This is a genomic window from Pseudomonas sp. 20-5, assembly GCF_056782835.1.
Genome location: NZ_CM165584.1, coordinates 679,582 through 700,717, shown reverse-complemented (window position 1 = coordinate 700,717; position 21,136 = coordinate 679,582). Strand labels below are relative to the sequence as shown.

The window sequence follows — 21,136 nt, the reverse complement described above, 5'->3', positions numbered from 1 at the left end:
GCGTTACAACATTACGCCCATTATCCTCTTGTCCCAGAAAAATGGTCAACTAATCCACAGTTTCCACGCTGGCAGGCAGTTCCAGCGGGCGCGGACTGGCCTCGGTCATCGGGCACAGGCGGCCCTCGATCTGGGCCCCCATGGCGGTTTCGATCAGCCCATAGTGAAGATTGCCCTTCACCCGGGCCTGGGCCCCCAGCTCCAGGCGTTCGATGGCATGGATGTCGCCATCCACCTGACCGTCGATGATCACATGGGGGGCCCGGATTTCGCCATCGACTCGACCGCCGGCGCTGACCCGCACCAGCCCTTCGTGCGCCTGCAACGCTCCGCGGACGGTGCCGTCGATCTGCACCGCGCCCTTGAGGTTCATGTCACCGACCAGTTCGGCGCCGCTGGCGATCAGGCTGGTCTGCCCGGTGAAACGCTGGACGTCGGCCCGGCCTTTGTTCTTGCTCCACATAATGCTCACTCACTGCTTCGGCCAATCGAAACGGCGCTGTAGCGGTTTGGACTGGCCATTCAGCTCCGCACGTACGTCGATCAGCTTCGGGATGAAGTTCTTCGGCAGCTCCAGCTCGGCGAAACGCCCCCCTTCTGGGATCGACTGGAAATGCCGGAGGGAAATCGACAGCCCTGTCTTGCCCAGTTCCGGCGAGAGCTGTTCGAGGTCGTAGGTAGCGTCCTTGCGCGCCAGCTTGCCGCTGATGCGGACTTTCAGCCGCCCATCCAGCTTGCGGTCGTCCCTGCCCAGGCGGCTGAGCATCACCTTATAGCGGAAGCGCTGCGGGTCGTCCGTGCCCTGCACCTCAAAGGCACGGATTTCCAGCGCATCCGCCTTGCTGGCCGGCGCGACTACCCCCTTGTAGAACGCGATGTCCTGTTGCTGCTTGAACACCTGGTCCTCAAGCAGCTTGATGGTCTGCCGGCTCTGTTCGGTGGCCTGCTGGCTGAGGCGTTCTCCGCTGCGCAACACCTCGATTTCGGTACGCAGGCGCTCCAGCTCGGCCTTCTGCTCGCCGATCAGGGTTTCCTGGCGTTGCGCATCGGCCTCGCTGCGAGCGGCGTCCGCCCCGGTCGACCAGCGACCGCCGAGAAACGCCAGCGGAACCGCCAGCAGCAGCGCACCCACCCCGAGGCGGACCAGCCAGGCCCGCCGTGGATCACGGAACTGGAGTTCCCAGCCGGACATCAGGGGAGCAGGGCCGCATGCGAGAGGCCCAGGCGCTCGTCCAGCCCGAACAGGATGTTCATGTTCTGGAGCGCCTGACCCGAGGCGCCCTTGACCAGGTTGTCGATCACCGACAGCACCACCACCAGGTCGCCGCCCTGGGGGCGATGCACGGCGATTCGGCAGACATTGGCGCCACGCACGCTGCGGGTCTCCGGATGGCTGCCGGCCGGCATCACGTCGACGAAGGGTTCGTCGGCGTAGCGCTTCTCGAACAGCGCCTGGAGGTCGACCGAGCGATCCGCGACATGGGCATAGAGGGTTGCATGGATACCGCGGATCATTGGCGTCAGGTGCGGTACGAACGTCAGCCCGACGTCGCCGCCGGAGGCCCGACGCAGGCCCTGGCTGATTTCCGGGAGATGCCGATGCCCCTTGACCGCGTAGGCCATCATGCTTTCGCCCGCCTCGCAGAACAGCGAGCCAACCTTGGCGCCCCGACCGGCGCCGCTGACCCCGGACTTGCAATCGGCGATCAGCCGCGAGGCGTCGGCCAGGCCGGCCTCCAGCAGCGGGATCAGGCCCAGTTGGGTCGCGGTCGGGTAGCAACCCGGCACGGCGATCAGGCGGGCCTGGCGGATCTTCTCGCGGTTCACTTCCGGCAGGCCGTAGACAGCCTCGTCGAGCAGCGCCGGAGCGCCATGCGGCTGGCCGTACCAGCGCGCCCACTCCTCGGCGTCCGCCAGGCGGAAGTCAGCGGACAGATCGATGACCCGGGTCCCGGCGTCCAGCAGTTCGCCAGCCAGCGCGTGCGCCACGCCGTGCGGCGTGGCGAAGAACACCACGTCGCAGGCGCCGAGGCGCTGCACGTCCGGCACGCTGAACTGCAGGTCGTCATAATGACCTCGCAGGTTCGGGTACATGTCGGCGACCTTCACCCCCGCCTCGGAACGCGAAGTGATCACTTCCACCCGGGCCTGCGGATGCTGCGCCAGCAGGCGCAGCAGTTCCACGCCCGTATAACCCGTACCGCCAACGATGCCGACCTTGATCATCTGTCCATCACTCCGCGCGCTGAGGCAAGCTAGCCAAAAGAGGCCAATGATAAGAGCCGAGCGCCGGCATGAACAGCGCTGGGCGTCCGGCTTTGCGACCGGTTCGGCCCTTCGGTCGGCAGTCTAGCCCGCGGGGTCGTCGGGCAGAAATTGCTGCGAGGCCCTATCCGAATGTTCCTACCTGTTATGCGGCCATATCTGCCGGCAAATCAGACAGCGGCAAGCCGCCAGGGTGACGCGTTCCAGCCATCCCTCTACTATCGGGGCACCGTGATCAAGAGGATGTCCTGATGTACCTGTGGCTCAAAGCCTTCCATATCATCGCCGTAGTCTGCTGGTTCGCCGGCCTGTTCTACCTGCCGCGCCTGTTCGTCTACCACGCCATGAGCGAGGACCAGACCAGCCGGGAACGCTTCTGCGTCATGGAGCGCAAGCTCTACCGGGGGATCATGATGCCCTCGATGCTCGCCACCCTGGTCCTTGGCCTCTGGATGCTCTATCTCACCCCCGGCTGGCTGAGCCAAGGCTGGCTGCACGCCAAGCTGACCCTGGTGGTCCTGCTCATCGGCTACCACCACGCCTGCGGCGCCATGCTCAAGCGCTTCGCCCGCGGCGAGGCAGGGCGTAGCCATGTGTTCTACCGCTGGTTCAACGAAGTGCCTGTACTGTTCCTGCTGCTGATCGTCCTACTGGTGGTGCTCAAACCTTTCTGACCCAGGAGTCCTGTCCATGTCCTTGCCCGCCCTGCTCGACCAACGCCTGCGACTGCCGATGGTGGCCGCGCCGATGTTCCTGGTATCCAACCCGCAGTTGGTGCTGGCCTGCTGCCGCAGCGGCATCGTCGGCAGCTTCCCGGCGCTCAACCAGCGCGAGAGCAGCGGCTTCGAGGGATGGCTGGAGGAAATCGGGGCCGGCCTGCAGGCGCTGGACAATCCCGCGCCCTATGCGGTGAACCTGATCGTCCACAACACCAATCCGCGGTTGCAGGCCGACCTGCGGATCTGCGTCGAGCACCGCGTACCGATCGTCATCACCAGCCTCGGCGCAGTGCGCGAAGTGGTAGACGCTGTGCATAGCTACGGCGGCCTGGTGTTCCACGACGTCACCACCCGCCGCCACGCCGAAAAAGCCGCCGAGGCCGGGGTCGACGGCCTGATCGCGGTGGCGGCCGGCGCGGGCGGGCACGCCGGGACCTGGAGCCCTTTCGCGCTGGTCGCGGAAATCCGCCAGTTCTTCGACAAGACCCTGCTGTTGGCCGGCTGCATCAACCACGGCCACGAGATTCTCGCCGCACAGATGCTCGGCGCCGACCTGGCCTATCTCGGCACTCGCTTCATCGCCACCCGCGAGAGCAATGCCTCCGACGCCTACAAGCAGATGATCCTGGAGGCACGCGCCGCCGACATCGTGCACACCCCGGCGGTGTCCGGCGTACCGGCCAGCTTCATGCGGCAAAGCCTGGAGGCCGCCGGCTACGATCTGAAGCGCCTGACCGACAAGGCAGACATGAACTACGGCGAGAAACTCAAGCCGGTGAACGACGAGGCCAAGGCCTGGAAGACCGTGTGGTCCGCCGGCCAGGGCGCGGGCAACATAGACGACTTGCCCGGCGTCGACGAGTTGGTCGCCCGCCTCGACCGGGAATATCGCGCCGCCCTGCGGAACATGGATCGCCTGGCCAACCGCTGGCCGCGCTGAAACCGCCGGGTCACGGCGCCCCGGCTTGTGCGGGAGTTCTCATCTCGCGCTTGTGGGCGCCAAGGCCGCCGATTAGGCTGTCGGCTGCATTTCTCTCACCCCAGCTGACAAGGATGCCTGCATGACCGACCAACGCTTCAAGATCGTCTTCTCCGGCGAGCTGATGCCCGACGCATCGCTCGAAACCGTGAAGGACAATCTCGCCCGCCTGTTCAAGAGCGAACCGGGCAAGATCGACGCCCTCTTCGGCGGTCGCCCGGTGGTGCTGAAACGCGAACTTCCAGAGGCCGAGGCGGAGCGTTACCTGACCGCCTTGCGCCAGGCCGGCGCCAATGCCTACAAGGAAGTCGACCTGGCGGCCAGCCTGAGCCTGGTGGAAACGCCCGATCACAACCCCCAGGTCGCGGAGGAAACCCCGGCGCAAGACCTGCCTCCCATGACCTGCCCGAAATGCGGCCATGAACAGCCCAGCGGAGCGGAATGTTCGGCCTGCGGCGTCATCATCGAGAAGTACCTGGCACGCCAGGCGCAGCTCGGCGAAAACGCCGCGCCTGCGGCCACCGCGGCTGCGGGCGCGTCTCCCTACACACCACCCAGCGCCCAGGTCGGCGACGCCCTCCCCGAGTTCGGCGAGCTGAACGTGTTCACCACCAACGGCCGGATCGGACGCCTGCGCTATCTCGGCTGGTCGATGGCGATGACGCTGTGCTTCCTGGTCATCATGGGCCTGGGCTTCCTGCTCGGCGAAACCGTCGGCGTGGCCGTCACCGCCCTGGCCTCGATCGCCTTCATCGTCATCGCCGTGATGATCGGCGTGCAGCGCCTGCATGACCTCGGCTGGTCGGGCTGGCTCTGGCTGCTCAACTTCGTCCCCTTCGTCGGCAGCGTGTTCGGCATCCTGATGCTGGTCCTGCCCGGCAGCACCGGCGCCAACCGCTACGGTCCGCCGCCGCCGGCGAACAGCACCGGGGTGAAAGTCCTGGCCAGTCTGATCATCCTGCTGCCGATAGTCGGTATCATCGCCGCCATCGCCCTGCCGTCCTACCAGGGTTACCTGGAGCGAGCGAACTATGACGGCGGCGCCAGCGCTCCAGCCGACCCGTACACCACCGACGAGCAGGCCGCCGCAGCGGCGGCCGAAGCCGATGAAGCCGCCACGGCGGCGGCAGAGGCCATGGAAGACGACGACCAACAGTAGCCACGCAACCCCTCGCGACGGGCGGGGTCCAATTCCCCGTCCGTTTCGGAGAAGTCTCGAATGCCCCGTTATGCCCTGATCACCGGCGCTTCCAGCGGTATCGGCCTGGCCCTAGCCGAAGCCCTGGCCCGGCGCGGTCGCGCCCTGATCCTGGTGGCGCGCCAGCGCGACGCGCTGGAGAGCATCGCCTATGAGCTGGCGCAGCGTTTCGGCGTGGAAGTGCTGTTCCGCACCTGCGATCTTTCCGAGCCGCTGCAACTGTCAGGGTTGTTGCACGAACTGGAACAGGGCGAACGACAGATCGACCTGCTGGTTAACAATGCCGGGATCGGTACCTCCGGCCCCTTCATCGACCAGGAATGGGCGCGGGAACAGGAACTGATCGAACTCAACATCCTGGCCCTGGCCCGCCTTTGCCACTCCCTCGGCGCCCGCATGGTGGCACAGGGCGGTGGCCAGATACTCAATATCGCCTCGGTGGCCGCCTTCCAGCCCGGCGCCTGGATGAGCAACTACTACGCCAGCAAGGCCTACGTCCTGCACTTCTCGGAAGGCTTGCGGGAAGAACTGAAAGAGCGCGGCGTCAAGGTCTCGGTGCTGTGCCCTGGGCCAACCCGCACGGCATTCTTCCGGGAAGCCGGGATGCGGCTCGGCAGGCTCGACCGGAGCAAGCTGATGATGACCCCGGAGGAAGTCGCGCTGCTGGCCCTGCGCGGGCTGGACAAGAACCGCGCCCTGATCGTCCCCGGTTGGCGCAATCGCCTGCTGGCGCTGAGCCCACGCCTGGCGCCACGCTGGCTGGTGCGCCGACTCGCCGCGCGGATCAACGCCTCGGCGGTACCCTCCGTCCCACGGGGTTGATCGGCCTCTCCTCGCAGGGCAACGAGGTTAGCCGTCGGCTCAGTCTGCCGGCACCGCCCGCCCCTTGGCCCAGGTCCGCAGCGCGGCGAGCTTTTCCGCCATCAGCACCGACAGCGGCGAGGTTCGCGACAGCTCCCTGAGCAACAGCTCCTGATCCACCGCCTGCTGTCGCGCCTGCCCGGCGTACAGTGCCGCCACCACCGCCTGCTCGATCTCCGCCCCGCTGAAACCCTCGCTGGCAGCCGCCAGCAGAAGGAGGTCGAACTGTGCCGGCTCCAGCTCGCGGCGTTGCAGGTGGATGCGGAAGATCTCGGCGCGAACCTCCGGCGTCGGCAGGTCGACGAAGAACAATTCGTCGAAGCGTCCCTTGCGGATCAGTTCGGGCGGCAGGCGGTCGATAGCGTTCGCGGTGGCGACCATGAAGACCGGCGCCTCGCGCTCGGCCATCCAGGTCAGCAGGGTACCCAGCACGCGCTGACTGACGCCGTTGTCCTGGTCGCCACCAGAAATGCCCTTCTCCACTTCATCCATCCACAGCACGCAGGGCGCCATCTGTTCGGCCAGGCGCAGCGCCTCGCGCAGGTTGCGCTCGGTTTCGCCGAAGTACTTGTTGTAGAGACAGGCGAAATCCAGACGCAGCAACGGCAAGCCCCAGAGGCCGGCCACCGCCTTGGCCGCCAGGCTCTTGCCGGCGCCCTGTACGCCGACCAGCATCATGCCCTTCGGCTGGTCGCCAGGCGTGCCGGCGAGGAACGCCGACTGACGCTCGCCGAGCCAGCGCTTGAGCGCGGCAAGCCCGCCGACCTCGGCGAAGCGCGCGGTGTCGTACTCGAAGCTCAGCACGCCCTCTAGGTCGAGTAGCTGGAACTTGGTGCGGTTCAGCTCGGGCAGGTCCTCCTGGGTGATCGCTCCATCGTTGCAGATCACGTTGCGCGCCAGCAGTCGCGCCTCGGCATGGCTGAGCCCGCGCAGGTTCTTCACCACCTGCTGCAGGGTCCGGTTGTCGGTGCGCACGCGGGCACCACGGTTGCGCTCGCTCCAGCGCGTCGCTTCCTCGCGGACGATGCCGAGCAGTTCGTCCTCGCTGGGCAGGGACAGCGAGAACCGCGCGGCGAAGCGCTGCACCTCGGCCGGCAGCTTCAGCGCATGGGACACCAGCACCACGGTCGGTCGATGATTGCCTTCGGCCATGGCGATTTCCTTGAGCAGGCGCACCAGGGTCGGGCTGTCGCCAAGGAAAGGATGCAGGTCGCAGAGCACGTAGAGATTCGCCTGCTGATCGTGCTTGATCAAGCGCAACGCCGCGACCGGGTCGCGGCTCTCCTCCCCGCCCAGCGGCTCGCCGCCGAAGCCCAGGCGCTGCACGCCCTCGGTCACCGACCAGGCATACAGGCCAAGGCCGCGCCTGACCGCCAGGCCGGTGAGGGTTTCCATCACCTTCGGCTCGTCCCAGGACTCGATCAGGATCAGCTTGACCCGGGAATCCAGGACCAGGCCGAGGTCGTGTATGTCGTTCTTCACTGCGGCTCCTTCACGCTTGGGCGGTCGCGACGGGCACCGCTACACTCGGGAAAGCACCCGAGGCCGGAGGAATCGCCCATGGACTGTCTGTTCTGCAAGATCGTGGCGGGGGAAGTTCCCGCGCGCAAGTTCTACGAAGACGAGGAAGTTGTCGCGTTTCACGATATCGGCCCGCAGGCGCCGGTGCACTTCCTGGTCATCCCGAAAAGGCACATTCCCACCCTCGAGCACCTGACCGAGGCCGACCGGCCGCTGGCAGGCCATATCCTCTTCACCGCCCAGCGCCTGGCCCGGGAGCAGGGCTGCGAGGAAGGCTTCCGTGTGGTGATGAACTGCAACGACCTTGGCGGGCAGACCGTGCACCACATCCACATGCACGTGCTGGGTCAACGCCAGATGCACTGGCCGCCGGGTTGAATCCCTGCTGGCGCTGCGACATCGCAGCCCGTCCGCAACATCCTGCTATCAGCGCACTTCCGGTAAACTGGTGCGATCTTTCGTTTCCGGAGGTGCGCCATGTCCGCCGACCGCCACTATTCGCCCATCGACCGTTTCCTGCTGCAGGCCGACTCCGCCCTGCGCACCCTGCTGCCGTTCAGCGGCCAGCCGGCGCGACCGTCGCCGGCCATCGTGGAACCCGATGGCGAACTGAGCGAGGAAGACACCCGCCATATCGCCGGCCTGATGCGCATCAACCACACCGGCGAGGTCTGCGCCCAGGCGCTGTACCAGGGCCAGTCGCTGACCGCCAAGCTGCCCGAGGTCCGCGAGGCGATGGAGGAAGCCGCCGAGGAGGAGATCGACCACCTGGCCTGGTGCGAGCAACGCATCCGCCAGTTGGGCAGCCGTCCCAGCGTCCTCAATCCGATCTTCTACGGCCTGTCCTTCGGCGTCGGTGCCGCCGCCGGGCTGGTCAGCGACCGGGTCAGCCTGGGCTTCGTCGCCGCCACCGAAGACCAGGTGTGCAAGCATCTGGACGAACACCTGGCGCAGATTCCCCAGGAGGATCGGAAATCCCGTGCCATCCTCGAGCAGATGCGTATCGACGAGGAACAGCATTCGAGCAACGCCCTGGCCGCCGGCGGCCTGCGCTTCCCGGCACCGGTGAAGCTGGGCATGAGCCTGCTGGCGAAGGTGATGACCAAGAGCACCTACCGCATCTGAATCGCACGCATGAAAAAGCCCGCTCGAAGCGGGCTTTTTCTTTCTCGTGTGCGATCAGCGCGGCATGTTGCGCGCGTAGAAGATCTCCAGCATTTCGTGCTTGAGCCGTTCCGTGACCTGCTCACGCTGTTCCGCCGAGAGCGTCCGGGTAGCGTCGCCGAACAGGTAGTTCTCCAGTTCGAAGTCCTTGAGCAGCATCTTGGTGTGGAACAGGTTCTCCTGGTACACGTTCACGTCGGTCATCTGGTAGGCCTCGCGCGTGTCGTCGGAGAGATAGTTCTGGATCGAGTTGATCTCGTGGTCGATGAAATGCTTGCGCCCCTCGATGTCGCGGGTGAAGCCGCGGACCCGATAGTCGACCGTGACGATGTCCGAGTCGAACTGGTGGATCAGGTAGTTCAGGGCCTTCAGCGGGGAGATCACTCCGCAGGTGGAAACGTCGATGTCCACGCGGAAGGTCGCGATGCCGTCCACCGGATGGATTTCCGGGTAGGTATGCACGGTGATGTGGCTCTTGTCCAGGTGCGCCAGGATGGTGTCCGGCAGCGGGCCCGGGGACTCTTCGATCTGGCTGTCGGTCGGAGTGACCGGCTGCTCGGAGATCAGGATGGTCACGCTGGCGCCCTGGGGGTCGTAGTCCTGACGCGCGATGTTCAGGATATTGGCGCCGATGATGTCGACAACATCGGTAAGAATCTGCGTCAGACGCTCCGCGTCATACTCTTCGTCGATGTACTGCACGTAGGCCTGGAGGTCTTCGGGCGTCTCGGCGTAGCAGATGTCGTAGATGTTGAAGCTCAAGGTCTTCGTCAGGTTGTTGAACCCGTGGAGCTTGAGTTTGCTTTTCACCGTGGGGAACTCTCTCGGTTGCTTGCGGCTCTGCCGCAGGGTTGGGGCATGCCCGTCAGATGCGAACGACGCACCTGCGTAGGACGGTTAACACCTCTTCGCGATGGCGATTGTGGTTTGTTGAGTTGCACGGGCGCCGGCTGGCGCCATTGGTCACCCGACCGGGATGGCTCGGGAAACGTCTATCAGAGCGGAAGAATCTTCCGAACTGAACGGCCGCCCGACGGAATCGCGCGGCACGAAAAAAGGGGCGCATTATGCAGAGCCAATCAAGCCTCCGCCAGAGTTTGCGCCCCTTTTATGATGACCGGATGTCGTCTCAGCCGAGTTCGACGATCTCGTAGTCGTGGGTGATCTCCACCCCGCCGCGACCGAGCATGATCGACGCCGAGCAGTATTTCTCCGCCGACAGCTCCACCGCGCGCTTGACCTGGGCCTCCTTGAGACCGCGGCCCTTGACCACGAAGTGCACGTGGATCTTCGTGAACACCTTGGGCTCCTCGTCGGCCCTTTCGGCCTCGAGGAAGGCTTCGCAGCTCTCCACCGGCTGGCGCGCCTTCTTCAGGATGCTGACCACATCGAAGTTGGTGCAGCCGCCGAGGCCGATCAGGACCATCTCCATAGGGCGCACCCCGAGGTTGCGTCCGCCATGGTCCGGCGGACCGTCCATGACCACCACGTGGCCGCTACCGGACTCGCCGAGGAACATCGCCTCGCCCGCCCACTGGATACGCGCTTTCATCGTTCAGACTCCCGCCGGCAAAGGGCGCCAGCTTAGCACAGGGCCCAAGGACAGTACGGGATCACAGTCCTGATAGCTGCGTCGCAAAATCACATCGACCTTCATGGTCCGTCTGTTAAGCTGGACGCGGTTTACTGGCACACTTCCTGATCTGCCCGGTTGGGGGGAGTTCTCCGCTGAGCTCCCGGGCCCTGGCAGGTCTCTCCATAAGAACTCAAAAAAACATCGCCTTGTACGTCAGGCATATTCTTTATTCTTTCGGGACTCGGGCATGGTAGCTATTACCCACACACCCAAACTCAAACACCTAGACAAGCTGCTCGCACACTGTCACCGCCGCCGCTACACCGCAAAGAGCACCATCATCTATGCCGGCGATCGCTGCGAAACGCTGTTCTTCATCATCAAGGGTTCGGTCACCATCCTCATCGAGGACGACGACGGCCGCGAAATGATCATCGGCTACCTCAACAGCGGTGATTTCTTCGGCGAGCTGGGATTGTTCGAAAAGGAAGGCAGCGAACAGGAACGCAGCGCCTGGGTTCGTGCCAAGGTGGAATGCGAAGTCGCCGAGATCAGCTATGCGAAGTTCCGCGAACTGTCGCAGCAGGACTCGGAGATCCTCTACACCCTCGGCAGCCAGATGGCCGACCGCCTGCGCAAGACCACCCGCAAGGTGGGCGACCTGGCCTTCCTCGACGTCACCGGACGCGTGGCCCGCACCTTGCTGGACCTGTGCCAGCAACCGGACGCCATGACCCACCCGGACGGCATGCAGATCAAGATCACCCGCCAGGAGATCGGCCGGATCGTCGGCTGCTCGCGGGAAATGGTCGGACGCGTGCTGAAGAGCCTGGAGGAGCAGGGCCTGGTGCATGTGAAAGGAAAGACCATGGTGGTCTTCGGCACCCGCTGAACAGCACCCATGAAAAAGGCCGGTCGCAACCGGCCTTTTTCATGGGGTTCGACAGCGCGGATCAGTCAGGATCGGCGCCCAGCACCACGCCGCCACGCTCCTGGAAGAACAGGCGCTTCAGTTCGAGGCCAGGATCGTCGGCCCGCATGAACGCCTCGCCAACCAGGAAGGCGTAGACCTCGCTGACTTCCATCAGCTCCACGTCGGCCCGGTTGAGAATACCGCTCTCGGTGACCACCAGGTGGTCGCGGGGAATTTCCGGCAACAGGTCGAGGGTGGTTTCCAGGCTCACCTCGAAGGTGTGCAGGTTGCGGTTGTTGATGCCCACCAACGGCGTGTCCAGGGTCTTCAGTGCACGTTCCAGCTCGGTGCCGTCATGCACTTCGACCAGTACGTCGAGACCGACCGACTTGGCAGTCGCCGCCAGTTCGGCCATCAGCACGTCGTCCAGCGCCGAGACGATCAGCAGGATGCAGTCGGCACCGATCGCCCGCGCCTCGACGATCTGGTACGGATCGATCATGAAGTCCTTGCGGATCACCGGCAGCGCACAGGCGGCCCGCGCTTCCTTCAGATAGGCATCGGCGCCCTGGAAGAAGTCCACGTCGGTGAGCACCGACAGGCACGCCGCGCCACCCGCCTCGTAGCTGCGGGCGATCTCTGCCGGGACGAAGTGTTCGCGCAGCACGCCCTTGCTCGGCGATGCCTTCTTGATCTCGGCGATCACTGCCGGCTCCTTGCGCTTGGCCCGCTCCAGCAGGGCATTGGCGAAGCCGCGCGGCGCATCGGCGCTACGCGCCAGCCGCTCGACCTCGGCCAGGTTGACGCGCGCACGGCGCTCGGCGACCTCCTCGGCCTTGCGGGCGAGGATCTTCTGCAGAACCGTCGGCACACTCACTGTGCGTTCTCCTCTCTGTAAACGGCGGTGAAGGCCACCAGTTCGTCCATCTTCTCCCGTGCCAGCCCGGTGTGCAGGGCATCGTGGGCCAGTTGAATGCCCTCGTGCAGGCTGGTCGCCAGATCGGCAGCGTACAGTGCCGGGCCGGCATTCATCACGATCAGCTCGGCGGCCTTCTGCCCAGCCTCGGTCTTGCGCCGCCCCAAAGCGTCGCGGATCAGTTCCAGCGAGGCCTGCGGACTGTCGACCTCCAGCCCCATCAGGGTCTGGCTCTTGATCCCGAAGTCCTCGGGACGCACTTCGTACTCGCGTACCTCGCCGTCCTTCAACTCGGCAATGTGGGTCGCCGCGGCCAGACTGAACTCGTCCAGCCCGTCGCGCGAATGCACCACCAGCACATGCTCGCTGCCGAGACGCTTGAGCACTTCAGCCAGCGGCTTGCACAGTTCCTGGGTGAACACCCCGACCACCTGGTGCCTGACTCCCGCCGGGTTGGTCAGTGGGCCAAGCATGTTGAACAGAGTCCGCAAGCCCAGCTCGCGGCGCGGACCGGCGGCGTACTTCATCGCCTTGTGGTGGACCTGGGCGAACATGAACCCGACGCCGACGGTGTCGATGCAACGCGCCACCTGTTCGGAGGTCAGCTCCAGGTAGATGCCGGCGGCTTCCAGCAAGTCGGCGCTGCCGCTCTTGCCGGAGACCGCGCGGTTACCGTGTTTGGCGACCTTGCCGCCAGCGGCGGCGACCACGAAGGACGCCGCCGAGGATACGTTGAAGATGTTCGCGCCATCGCCGCCGGTGCCGACCACGTCGACCACATGCTTCAGCGTAGGCAACTGCACGCCGTCGGCCAGTTCGCGCATCACCGCCACCGCGCCGACGATCTCGTCGATGGTTTCGCTCTTCATCCGCATGCCCATCAGGAAGGCGCCGATCTGCGCGTCGGTGCATTGCCCGGTCATGATCTGGCGCATGACCGCCTGCATTTCCTCGGTGGTCAGGTCGAGCTGGTTGACGATGCGATTGAGGGCTCCCTTGATATCCATCTCAGTTGCCCTCCCCACGCACACCGCCCTGCTGGCGGAGGAAGTTGGCCAGCAACTCGTGGCCCTGCTCGGTGAGGATGGACTCGGGATGGAACTGCACGCCCTCGACATTCAGGGTCTTGTGGCGTACGCCCATGATCTCGTCGAGCGATCCGTCGGCATGTTGGGTCCAGGCGGTGATCTCCAGGCATTCCGGCAGGCTCTCTCGCTTCACCACCAGCGAGTGGTAGCGCGTCACCGTCAGGGGATTGGCCAGGCCGGCGAACACGCCGAGGTCCTTGTGGTGGATCGGGCTGGTCTTGCCGTGCATCACCTGCCGCGCCCGCACCACTTCGCCGCCGAAGGCCTGGCCGATGCTCTGATGGCCAAGGCAGACACCGAGCAGCGGCAGCTTGCCGGCGAAGCGCTCGATAACGGCCAGCGAGACGCCGGCCTCGTTGGGGGTGCAGGGACCGGGGGAAAGGACGATGCGCTCGGGCGCCAGGGCCTCGATCTGTTCCACGCTCAGTTCGTCGTTGCGCACCACCTTGACCTCGGCCTTGAGTTCGCCGAAGTACTGCACCAGGTTGTAGGTGAAGGAGTCGTAGTTATCGATCATCAGCAGCATGCTGGCTGTAACCTCTTGATTTCATTCTTATGCGAATCGCATCACCCGGCTTTCGCCACACCCGTTTCCCGGCGTGCTCGCGGAGGAAGGGGGAGTGGATCGTCGGCATTATGCCTGTGGAAAACGGGGGACGCAGGGAGACGTGACCGGCCAGGCCGGCGAAGAAGAAGTCAGGCGCGCCAGCGCCAACGGGCGAATGCCTTGATGAGGGAGGTGATGATGCTGCTGAGGTGGATCACGATAGCGGTCTCACGGAGCCATGTTGGGGAACATAGCCCAGTGGGGAGGATGGGTGCAACAGCGGGATGTCGGGAAGAGCGCCGGCCGGAGCGGCCGGCGCAGGGGATGCTACTGTCAAGACAGGCTTCGGGGTGGCGCTGAAGCCTGCTTACATGACGGGCGGATTCAAGGAAGTGGGTATCGCCCCTTGATCTCTTCTACCTTGGCGATCCAGTCAGAGTAGTCCGGCTCGGTGCCGGCCTTGATCGCATCGAATTCAGCCTCGGTCTTGAGCGGGTCACTCTCCAGGCGGTAGGCATTTGCCCGCGCCGCGGCTGCGGCATCGTACTCAGCCTGCCTGCGCTCTTGCGCCTGCTGTTCTGCGGTCTTTACCTTGCTCCAATCGATCATCGCGGCAACTCCACAGGTCCATCGGCCTCGATCAGCAACGGTTCAGGGAAGCGAGCGGCGCCACTGGCATCGGCGGCAAGCGGGAACCGCAGGATCAGTTGGATGCGGCCGGCGCGTCGCACTACGGAACCAGCGAACCACTCCGATCCAATCGCCTCAGCCGGCAGTTCACCGCCCTCCGGTAGCGGTGTGAAGTCGAACGGCTGACCGTTCACGGTGAGCACATCGCCAGTCCTGCTCAGCGACAGGTGCTCGTCGCTTTCAGGGAGCGGTAAATACGGAGAAAGAGTGATGATCATCAGAACCACCTCCCCGTAGCGATAAAGCCCGGCAGCAATGCCGCAAGCGCATATGTTGTCGAAAATCCGTACCACGCACAGCTTGTCGCATCTACCGAGTACACAGCTCCCCAACCACGCCCAGAGTATCCGGTATTTCTGATCGTAGCGTCGGAGACTACGGGCGCGCTAACGAACGCGGCCGGGAACGTCAGAGTCGTGCCGCCTGGAGTTATGAACAGGCTTCCGGATTGGTTGATTACGTCTAACGCAGCAGCATACCGGCGCCAGCAGATTTGCGTACCATCCGCGAACCGGGCGTACTCTCCGTTCACGTTACTCCCGCGCTGGATGATTGCGCCGTTTGGTACTCCACTTCCGTCATTGCTCACGGTCCCGGAGAGCTGCCTATCGGTCAAGAACCGCATCCAGGTGGACCACGTACCGGCAGCCTTCCGGCGGAAATATGCGAGATCCGACGTACGCGGGATGAACATTTGCACAACGGTACTTGCATCGTAGGGTTGGTGGTAGAGCATCGAGCCAACCGGGTTCAGCGAATCAATGCCCGGCGGCAGGTTCGCCCAAGGGCCGACGCTGATGCCGTAGAACCCGCATTCGTTCGGGACATTATTGGCGTCGCTGACAGCCCGCAGATTGGACATCGACTTCGGCATGCCACCAATAAAGCTCAGGGCATTCTCAGCAGTCGCTGCGGCGTTGAGTCCCCGCCCCACCGCCGTCATTCCCATGTCCGCCTGCGCTTGCGTGCCGGTATTGGACAGGGCCCACGGCTTTATGCCCGCAAGGGTCGCCCCCCAGTCCATCGCGATCTGGTTGAAACGATCTGATAGGTCCTTGTCGTAGCCCAGGATCGGCGCCACTGCATAGGGCTGGCCGCTGGCGGTGCTGCCCTGGTAGTTGGGTTTGATCGAGATGACCGTCGAACTGGCGACGTTTGTGACCTCGTACCAACGACCATCGGGGCCACGAAATGCATCGCCGACCCGGGTATTGGACGAGAACTGTGTGCCAGTACCGGTAACGGTCGGGCTATTTGCGGTCACGGCAACGGTTCCGGCTGAGTACCACGCCATAGAGAGTCCTCCTGTTATGCAATGGCCAGAAGAGGCCATGGGAAAGGTATTCGTATTGCGTCTTGCCCAGGTCCGCCGATCTGAATATTAGTAGTCAGTTATATCGGCCAGGACAACTTGCGGCGCTACTGCACCAGGCTGTCGCACTGATGATCTTGATGAAGGAAATTTAAAAACCGCGACAAATGAAGTAGCCACTGACGATGCGCTTATCGAAAGACCTTCTCTTCTTGTAAACCAAGACCGAAAAGGCTCAGATGGGCCATCTACGATATCGGTCCTAGAGTAGGAGAGCATTGCAGCATACTGCCTCCCAGGCGGCAAGCTGAAACTTGATGTAATCCCTGAAGACGCCTGCAGAACATCTGATAGGCGCAAATACTTAGATCCGCTATCAAATCCAAGAGTTATGCCGTCAGGTTTATATATTTGAAGCCCAAACTCGCTTGACTGAGGTGGTGCATTATCAAAAACGTACACATCTGCATCAGTTCCAGAAAAAGAGTCTGCGACAAGTGTAAATCTCCAGAACCCGGAATACACTTCCTCCCTAGATGAAACCGTTACCGCTCCGCCGTACGTGTTCCCCATAAATAAAAGCGGGTCTTTTGCAAAAACTTCAAGAGCGCCAAAAGACCCAGCATCATAAGGAGCAGGCCTTCTTTGCCTAACACTAACAGTAGATTTACTTATCAATATTGGAGCATGATAATTATCGTCAAACTGTATTGTATTGTAGTCATTGAATATCTGCAGACCTGCCATAATTAGAAAATTCCATATACTATTTTTGCACTAACCCTTACTGTGTAAGAGTCTCCTCCGTAAAACCCCCAACTTAAAGCATTACCTGAAAACGTCACAGACGGCGGGATAACGTCCCCATATACGTTTGCACCTGTAAGCACGTAACAGAACGGATTTCCCAAGGAAAGATCAGGAACACTTATTGAGCCTGGCGATGTTCCAGACTCAACGCTACCAAGTATTGTTCCGATCCTCGTTGCTGTGTCAGTAATCAGGTTCCCATTTGCATCCCAAGTTTGAAGGCCAGCTGTCATATCACACCCATATTCCAAGCCTGACGCGTAATCGATTGTTGGAGTCGTAAACCTTGAAAACAGAGTTTGTTATCTCAACTCTTCCTTGCCCTGCTACTGTTCCGTTGATTTCCAAGACTCCATTTTTCCCAAGTTTCCAGCCGCTCACGCCTTGCACGTAGTTATTCGACTGAATCACGTTGCCGATCTTCGCGTTGGTGATCGAGCCGTCCTGGATCATCGCGTTGTTGATGAACATCTGGCCGCCGACGATCGAAACCGGCGCCACGGTCTGCCCGCTGGAACTGTTGAACCAGAGGAACCGATCAGCCTGGAACGCCATGGTCGTCACACTCGTACCGCTGTCGAAGCCCAGTTGCCAGCCAGCGGCGTACTTCTGCCCGTTGGCATGCGCCTGGAGCTTCACGCTGTAGAGCGCCTTGACGCTGCCATCCAGCGAGGTAACCGCTTGAGATGTGGTCTGGATGTTCGCCTCGTTGGTATCGGTGCGTGCGCTGACGGTATCCACCCGCTGTCCCAGGGCGCTGTCCGCGTTGGCGCGGACGGTCTGTTCGGTGCTGATGGCCGAGGCATTGCTCGCGACCTGGCCGGATAGCTGATCCAGGCGCTGGACGGTTACGGCATTGTTCGACGCAACGACCGACTCGACGGTGGCGATCCTGCCCTCCGCCGTCCCGGTCCACGCCTCAAGCAAGCTCGTCCGCTTCGCCTGCGCTTCGTCCTCGTTCGCCCGCACGGTGACTTCGGTGGCAGCTCGAGCAATGGTGTCCCAGCCCTTCAGCGCATCCGCCTTCTCTCCGGTCGCAGCTTCCCCGCGGGCGGCAGCTTGCAGCACATCCAGATTCGATGCCGCTGCTTCGATCCTGCCGTCGAGTTCGCTGATTTCAGCGGTATGGCTCGCCACCTGCTGCGCCAGCCCGTTGGCAGTTTCCAGCGACTGGCCGATATCGGACCAGTAGGCCGCGTTCGGCGGCGCCGTCTTCGCCGGCACAGCCTTCAGTGCCTGGTACAACCGCTGCCCCTGTCGCACCATGTCGTTCTTCGCGTAGACCTTGGCCGGGTCGTACAGCAGAACGTCGGCGAGGTCGCCGACCTGCTTCTGCAAGCCCCCGATATCCACCTGCATCCGTTCGATATCGGAGAAGAACTGCTGGCCCAGCGCCGACTCGACGTACTCCTGGGTGATCAACTGGTTGTATTCGCTGGCGTCGCTGGAGCTGGTGCCGGTGACCCAGTTCGACCAGGCGCCGACGTTGCCGCTACGGTCGATCAAGCGACCGCGGAACGCCAGCCGTTCGCCGGCCGGTATCGGCGATACCAGGTGGGTATTGCCTGGGTAGGCGAACAGGCCCAGCGCCCGTGCGGTCTCCTCGCTGCCACCGGGCGTGGCGGACTGCTGGATCTCGGTGTAGGCGGTGTCCGCTGCGCCGCTGGCCGGGAACCCCCACTCCAGGCCGATGCGCCAGGGGCCGGCCACGCAGCGCAGGTAGGCCAGCGCCGGCGGCGGCGTGGTCTTGCCCTCGAGAGCGGTTTCCACACTGCTGGCGTAGACCGAGCCGACCTCCATCACGTTCAAGGCGCGTACCCGCACCAGATAGCGACCGGCATAGATGCCCGGCACGTCGAAACCGAGCGCCGAGGTTCGCGGCACCCGCACCCAGTTGCCCGAGTCCTTGCGCCATTCGGCCTCGTAGGCCACCGCGTTCGGCGCGGCATCCCAGGAGGCCGACAGGCTGGTCACCGCCAACCCCTGGTCGACCTTGGTGAAAGCCTTGATCCGCACGTTCTGCGGCGGCGCCTGCACGCCCGGCGGAATGCTGGTGACCGGCGGCAGCTCGATGCGCGCACCGTTGTCGATGGCGTCGAACTTGCTCGCGTTGTGTTGCAGCGCGGTGATCTCGAAAAGATTGTCCTCCGGCCGGGTGATGCTCATGATGCGGAAGCGCTGGGTGGTCAGGCTGTTGCTCTGCAGCGCCCACTGCCCCTGGGGCCGAGGCGTCTCCGAATAGGCGGCGGTCACGCTCAGCACGCGGCCGACCACCGACTGGACGGTGCGCGCCTCGGCCTTGCCGTTCGGCAGGTTGACCAGCAGGCGATCGCCGGGTCGAGCCTCGACGTCGCGGTCGAGGGTCAGCGCGCGGCCATCCACCGCGCTCAGGCGTCCGCCGATCTGCTTGCCGGACTTGACCGGGTCGGCTACGGCGATGATCTTCCCCGGCGCCAGCCCACGGCCATCCATGCCGGTGCGGAAGGTCACCGCGTCCTGCTCCAGCTCCTCGGTCAGCAGCGCCCACTGGCCACGCCGCTGCGCCTCGCCCTCGGAGGTGCAACCGATCGCGGTGATCTCCAACTGGCTGATGCCGTAGCGGCGCTGCGCGCGGTCATTGTTCACCGCTACCGGTTGGCTCTGGTAACCGTTGCCCGGATTGTCGTAGTTGACCAGGGCCAGGGTGTGGCGATCGCGCTGGCGGCTGCTGCTGTAGTTGAAGTGGCTGCCGTCGTCGCCACGCACGGTGTTCGACGGTGAGAAGGTGTAGGCCTCGTCCTCCGGCATGTCGGATACCGCCACCATTTCCGCGCCGGACCAGTAGGACATGCCGCGGAAGATCGCTGCCAGGTCGCGCAGCACTGTCCAGGCTTCGGCGCGACTCTGCAGGTACAGGTTGCAGCTGAAGCGCGGCTCCTGGCCGCCCTTGCCGTCGGGCACCGACTGGTCGCAGTACTGGGCGATGCGGTACAGCGACCACTTGTCGACCATGCTCGCGTCGATCCGCCGACCGAGGCCGAAGCGCTTGTGCAACACGATGTCGTACCAGTGCCAGGCCGGGTTGCTGGTCCAGGCCGACTTGAACGAGCCGTCCCAGGTGCCGCTGTAGCTACGGGTCTGCGGATCGTAGTTGCTCGGCACCCGCACCCGCCGGCCGCGCGCTTCCACCGATATCTGCGGAATGCTCTGGAACTGGCTGGCATCGAACTCGACGAACAGCAGCGCGGTGTTCGGATAGCGCAGCTTGGCGTCGATCACCTCGGTGATCGCCTCGACCCGCATGGTGTCGGCGACGCGGTTGTTGTTCTGGTTCGGCGTCAGGCGGCGCACGCGCACCTGCCAGCCGCTCCGCGCCTCCGGCAGGTCGACACGGTGGGAGCGCTCGTAGCGGCTGGTGGACTTGTCGTCCAGCGAAGCCTTCAGCGCTTCCTGCCAGGCACCGCCGTCGACGGCGATGTCGATCGCGTAGTCGATGCGGTAGCCGACCACGTCACCGTTTTCCTGCTGGCGCTGGATGGCCGGCCAGGACAGGCGCAGGCGCACCGCCGAGAGCTGGGTGTTGTTCACCGCGCGGACCCAGGGCGCGTCACTCTTGAGTTCGACGCCGACCGCCAGTTCGTTTTCCACGGCGGGCACACCGGCAATGTGTTCCTGGTCCACCGAGCCCGGACGGAACTCCCAGGTCACTCCGGGGAAGTTCACCGAGCCGTCCGCCGCCAGCAGCGGCGTATCGTCCAGGTAGATCGAACGGCCGTCGACGCCACCGTCAAACTCGCCTTCGCCCAGTGCCAGGAGAATCTTCGCCCGCGCGATCGAGCGCACCGAGTCCGGCATCTCCACCGGCTGGCGCGGCTTCTTGCTGCCACCCTTGTGGCCCGTGATGGTCTTGTTCATGACGTTCCTTCAGGCAAAAAAACGCCCGCGCATGGCGGGCCTGTTACGGCGTTGCCGGCTACAGCCGGTCCTCGGCATAGATGCCGGCGCTGATCACCGCGCCGCCGATGCGGCGCTTGCCGTAGAGCACGCCGACCGGATGGCCCTGGGCGATGGTGTTGACCGGGCCGCCGAAGGCATAGCTGGGGGCGTTCTCGGGGGCCTCTCGGCCCTTCAGGCCCTTGGGTTGGGGGCTGAGCATCTGCATGACGCCACCGAGCATCATGCTGGCGCCGGCAGAGATCAGAAACGTGCTTGTCCCGAGCGTAAGACTCGTTGCGAAGACACCTACGGCAATGAGTGCAGCTCCTAATACCGTCTGAAACAATCCGGACTGCTTGCTCCCGATCACCAACGGCACGATGCGGATATCCTCGCGTCCGCGCATGTCCAGTTGCTCGCCGGACAGGTTGGTACGCCCACGGAACACGGCGAAGGTCAGCCCTTTCGATTCCGCCTCGCGCATGAACGTCTCGAATCCCTCCATGGTGTGCTTCAGGGCGCTCATCGCCTCGCGTACCGTGCCGCTTTCCAATAACCGGCCGTGCATGCGGCCGAAGCGCTTACCCAGAACCCCGTATAGACGGATGGTGGTTAGGCCCTGACTCAGGGTGTCATTCATGGACCTGTTCCTCTCGTAAAGA

Annotated in this window: 22 protein-coding genes; 7 read left to right on the top strand and 15 right to left on the bottom strand. The window is 63.8% G+C overall.

What is annotated here, in order from left to right; genetic code table 11:
* Positions 1-49 precede the first annotated feature (49 nt).
* From AC1RB9_RS03315 to argC, 3 genes are read right to left on the bottom strand one after another with little or no spacing between them, the layout of a single operon-like run.
* A complete protein-coding gene (locus AC1RB9_RS03315) occupies positions 50-472 on the bottom strand; it encodes a bactofilin family protein (protein ID WP_003120826.1) in 423 nt (140 codons plus the stop codon).
* The gene (locus AC1RB9_RS03310) at positions 473-1,192 is read right to left on the bottom strand and encodes a DUF6776 family protein (protein WP_003085249.1); all 720 of its coding nucleotides are present in this window, start codon (positions 1,190-1,192) and stop codon (positions 473-475) included.
* Positions 1,192-2,226, bottom strand: coding sequence for an N-acetyl-gamma-glutamyl-phosphate reductase (gene argC / locus AC1RB9_RS03305; protein ID WP_003101649.1), 1,035 nt, complete (start codon positions 2,224-2,226; stop codon positions 1,192-1,194). The genes AC1RB9_RS03310 and argC overlap by 1 nt, the downstream gene beginning before the upstream one ends.
* 290 nt (positions 2,227-2,516) lie before the next feature.
* Here argC and hemJ point away from each other — a divergent pair, with 290 nt between their 5' ends.
* The 4 genes from hemJ (at position 2,517) to AC1RB9_RS03285 (ending at position 5,983) form a co-directional block, all read left to right on the top strand.
* Positions 2,517-2,939, top strand: coding sequence for a protoporphyrinogen oxidase HemJ (gene hemJ / locus AC1RB9_RS03300; protein ID WP_003142818.1), 423 nt, complete (start codon positions 2,517-2,519; stop codon positions 2,937-2,939).
* 16 nt (positions 2,940-2,955) lie between these two features.
* Positions 2,956-3,924 carry an NAD(P)H-dependent flavin oxidoreductase gene (locus AC1RB9_RS03295; RefSeq protein WP_003117983.1) on the top strand — a complete coding sequence of 323 codons (969 nt, stop codon included), beginning with the start codon at positions 2,956-2,958 and terminating at the stop codon, positions 3,922-3,924.
* 121 nt (positions 3,925-4,045) lie between these two features.
* A complete protein-coding gene (locus AC1RB9_RS03290) occupies positions 4,046-5,122 on the top strand; it encodes a DUF805 domain-containing protein (RefSeq protein WP_003459458.1) in 1,077 nt (358 codons plus the stop codon).
* 60 nt (positions 5,123-5,182) lie between these two features.
* Positions 5,183-5,983 (top strand): SDR family NAD(P)-dependent oxidoreductase, encoded by an 801-nt coding sequence (locus AC1RB9_RS03285; protein ID WP_003459453.1) that lies wholly within the window; start codon positions 5,183-5,185, stop codon positions 5,981-5,983.
* Between the two features lie 39 nt (positions 5,984-6,022).
* Here AC1RB9_RS03285 and AC1RB9_RS03280 read toward each other — a convergent pair whose 3' ends face one another.
* Positions 6,023-7,504 (bottom strand): AAA family ATPase, encoded by a 1,482-nt coding sequence (locus AC1RB9_RS03280; protein WP_003101642.1) that lies wholly within the window; start codon positions 7,502-7,504, stop codon positions 6,023-6,025.
* A gap of 78 nt (positions 7,505-7,582) precedes the next feature.
* On the opposite strand from AC1RB9_RS03280, the gene AC1RB9_RS03275 reads away from it, so the two are divergent.
* Together AC1RB9_RS03275 and coq7 are read left to right on the top strand one after the other, a co-directional pair.
* Positions 7,583-7,921, top strand: coding sequence for a histidine triad nucleotide-binding protein (locus AC1RB9_RS03275; RefSeq protein ID WP_003085225.1), 339 nt, complete (start codon positions 7,583-7,585; stop codon positions 7,919-7,921).
* Positions 7,922-8,020: 99 nt separating this feature from the next.
* Complete coding sequence (gene coq7 / locus AC1RB9_RS03270) at positions 8,021-8,668, top strand: 2-polyprenyl-3-methyl-6-methoxy-1,4-benzoquinone monooxygenase (RefSeq protein WP_003085224.1); 648 nt, start codon at positions 8,021-8,023, stop codon at positions 8,666-8,668.
* A 54-nt stretch (positions 8,669-8,722) separates the two neighbouring features.
* On the opposite strand, the gene speD is transcribed toward coq7, so the two are convergent.
* The gene (speD, locus tag AC1RB9_RS03265) at positions 8,723-9,517 is read right to left on the bottom strand and encodes an adenosylmethionine decarboxylase (RefSeq protein ID WP_003101641.1); all 795 of its coding nucleotides are present in this window, start codon (positions 9,515-9,517) and stop codon (positions 8,723-8,725) included.
* A gap of 319 nt (positions 9,518-9,836) precedes the next feature.
* The gene (locus AC1RB9_RS03260) at positions 9,837-10,259 is read right to left on the bottom strand and encodes an OsmC family protein (protein ID WP_003085219.1); all 423 of its coding nucleotides are present in this window, start codon (positions 10,257-10,259) and stop codon (positions 9,837-9,839) included.
* Between the two features lie 271 nt (positions 10,260-10,530).
* Here AC1RB9_RS03260 and crp point away from each other — a divergent pair, with 271 nt between their 5' ends.
* A complete protein-coding gene (crp, locus tag AC1RB9_RS03255; protein WP_003085214.1) occupies positions 10,531-11,175 on the top strand; it encodes a cAMP-activated global transcriptional regulator CRP in 645 nt (214 codons plus the stop codon).
* A gap of 61 nt (positions 11,176-11,236) precedes the next feature.
* Here crp and trpC read toward each other — a convergent pair whose 3' ends face one another.
* The 9 genes from trpC to AC1RB9_RS03210 form a co-directional block, all read right to left on the bottom strand.
* Positions 11,237-12,073, bottom strand: coding sequence for an indole-3-glycerol phosphate synthase TrpC (gene trpC, locus AC1RB9_RS03250; RefSeq protein WP_003459446.1), 837 nt, complete (start codon positions 12,071-12,073; stop codon positions 11,237-11,239).
* The gene (trpD, locus tag AC1RB9_RS03245; protein WP_003085203.1) at positions 12,070-13,119 is read right to left on the bottom strand and encodes an anthranilate phosphoribosyltransferase; all 1,050 of its coding nucleotides are present in this window, start codon (positions 13,117-13,119) and stop codon (positions 12,070-12,072) included. Before trpD ends, trpC begins: the two co-directional genes overlap by 4 nt.
* Before the next feature lies 1 nt (position 13,120).
* Positions 13,121-13,726 carry an aminodeoxychorismate/anthranilate synthase component II gene (locus AC1RB9_RS03240; protein ID WP_003101640.1) on the bottom strand — a complete coding sequence of 202 codons (606 nt, stop codon included), beginning with the start codon at positions 13,724-13,726 and terminating at the stop codon, positions 13,121-13,123.
* 405 nt (positions 13,727-14,131) lie between these two features.
* A complete protein-coding gene (locus AC1RB9_RS03235; RefSeq protein ID WP_003459442.1) occupies positions 14,132-14,356 on the bottom strand; it encodes a hypothetical protein in 225 nt (74 codons plus the stop codon).
* Positions 14,353-14,655 (bottom strand): hypothetical protein, encoded by a 303-nt coding sequence (locus AC1RB9_RS03230; protein WP_003459439.1) that lies wholly within the window; start codon positions 14,653-14,655, stop codon positions 14,353-14,355. The genes AC1RB9_RS03235 and AC1RB9_RS03230 overlap by 4 nt, the downstream gene beginning before the upstream one ends.
* Positions 14,655-15,731: a pyocin knob domain-containing protein gene (locus tag AC1RB9_RS03225; protein ID WP_003459436.1), complete on the bottom strand. Its 1,077-nt coding sequence runs from the start codon at positions 15,729-15,731 to the stop codon at positions 14,655-14,657. The genes AC1RB9_RS03230 and AC1RB9_RS03225 overlap by 1 nt, the downstream gene beginning before the upstream one ends.
* 87 nt (positions 15,732-15,818) lie before the next feature.
* On the bottom strand, positions 15,819-16,496 hold the full coding sequence (locus AC1RB9_RS03220) for a hypothetical protein (RefSeq protein ID WP_124123171.1): 678 nt from the start codon (positions 16,494-16,496) through the stop codon (positions 15,819-15,821).
* Positions 16,497-16,793: 297 nt separating this feature from the next.
* Positions 16,794-20,453 (bottom strand): TipJ family phage tail tip protein, encoded by a 3,660-nt coding sequence (locus AC1RB9_RS03215; protein ID WP_003459434.1) that lies wholly within the window; start codon positions 20,451-20,453, stop codon positions 16,794-16,796.
* Positions 20,454-20,511: 58 nt separating this feature from the next.
* Entirely contained in the window at positions 20,512-21,114 is a 603-nt protein-coding gene (locus AC1RB9_RS03210; RefSeq protein WP_003118924.1) for a tail assembly protein, read from the bottom strand.
* Positions 21,115-21,136: the final 22 nt, after the last annotated feature.